The organism is Streptomyces sp. SM1, from assembly GCF_002910825.1.
Taxonomy (GTDB): domain Bacteria; phylum Actinomycetota; class Actinomycetes; order Streptomycetales; family Streptomycetaceae; genus Streptomyces; species Streptomyces okerensis.
Genome location: NZ_NEUB01000096.1, coordinates 1 through 923, shown reverse-complemented (window position 1 = coordinate 923; position 923 = coordinate 1). Strand labels below are relative to the sequence as shown.

Here is a 923-nt window from a genome sequence, read left to right as displayed (position 1 = left end):
TGCGGCCCAAGCTCCGGGCCGAACTCGGCGCCATCGGCCGCCCCCTGCTCGTCGCCGTCGGATCGCTCGAGCGGCACCGCGGCTACGACATCCTGCTGGACGCCACCCACGCGTGGCGGCGGCTCGACCCCGTGCCGCTGGTGGTGCTCGCCGGTGAGGGACCGCTGCGCGGGGAACTCCAGCGCCGGATCGAGGACGAGGAGCTGCCGGTCCGGCTCGTCGGACCGCGCGAGGACATCCCCGATCTGCTCGCCGCCGCCGACATCGCGCTGCTGCCGAGCCGGTGGGAGGCGCGCTCCCCGCTCGCCCAGGAGGCCCTGCACGCGCGCGTGCCGCTCGTCGCGACCCGCGTGGGCGGCATCCCCGAACTCGTCGGCGACGCCGCCGAACTCGTCCCGTACGGCAACGCGCGGGCGCTCGCCGACGCCGTCGCGGGGCTGCTGGACGATCCCGGGCGGCGGGAACTGCTCAGGGACCGGGGCGCGCGGCAGGCGGCCGGCTGGCCGACGGAGGACGAGACGGTCGCCCAGGTGCTCAGCGTGTACGACGAGTTGACGCGCCCCCGGCCGCTGATCTGACCTCAGGGCACGTGCCGCCGTGCCCGCAGGGCGAGACTCAACGCCAGGACCGTCTGCGGGTCGTCGAGGTCGGTGCCCAGCAACTCACCGATGCGGGCGAGCCTGTTGTAGAGGGTCTGCCGGTTCAGATGCAGTCCCCGGGCCGTCTCCGCCTTGCGCCCGGCATGCGCCAGGTAGGTCTCCAGGGTGGGCAGCAGCGGCGGTCTGGAGCGTCGGTCGTGGTCCAGGACCGGGCCGATCGCGCGGTCCACGAACGCCGCCAGGTCCGGGTGGTCCCGCAGCCGCCACAGCAGCAGGTCGATGTCCAGCCGGCGGGCGTCGTGCCAGGGCCGGTCGGGCAGCCCC

2 protein-coding genes are annotated in these 923 nt (G+C 75.3%); one reads left to right on the top strand and one right to left on the bottom strand.

Annotated features, from left to right (window positions below; all coding sequences use genetic code 11):
• A partial coding sequence (locus B9S61_RS02135; protein ID WP_146064677.1) for a glycosyltransferase family 4 protein occupies positions 1-578 on the top strand: 578 nt, incomplete at its 5' end.
• Between the two features lie 2 nt (positions 579-580).
• Here B9S61_RS02135 and B9S61_RS02130 read toward each other — a convergent pair.
• A partial coding sequence (locus B9S61_RS02130) for a CdaR family transcriptional regulator (protein WP_146064676.1) occupies positions 581-923 on the bottom strand: 343 nt, incomplete at its 5' end.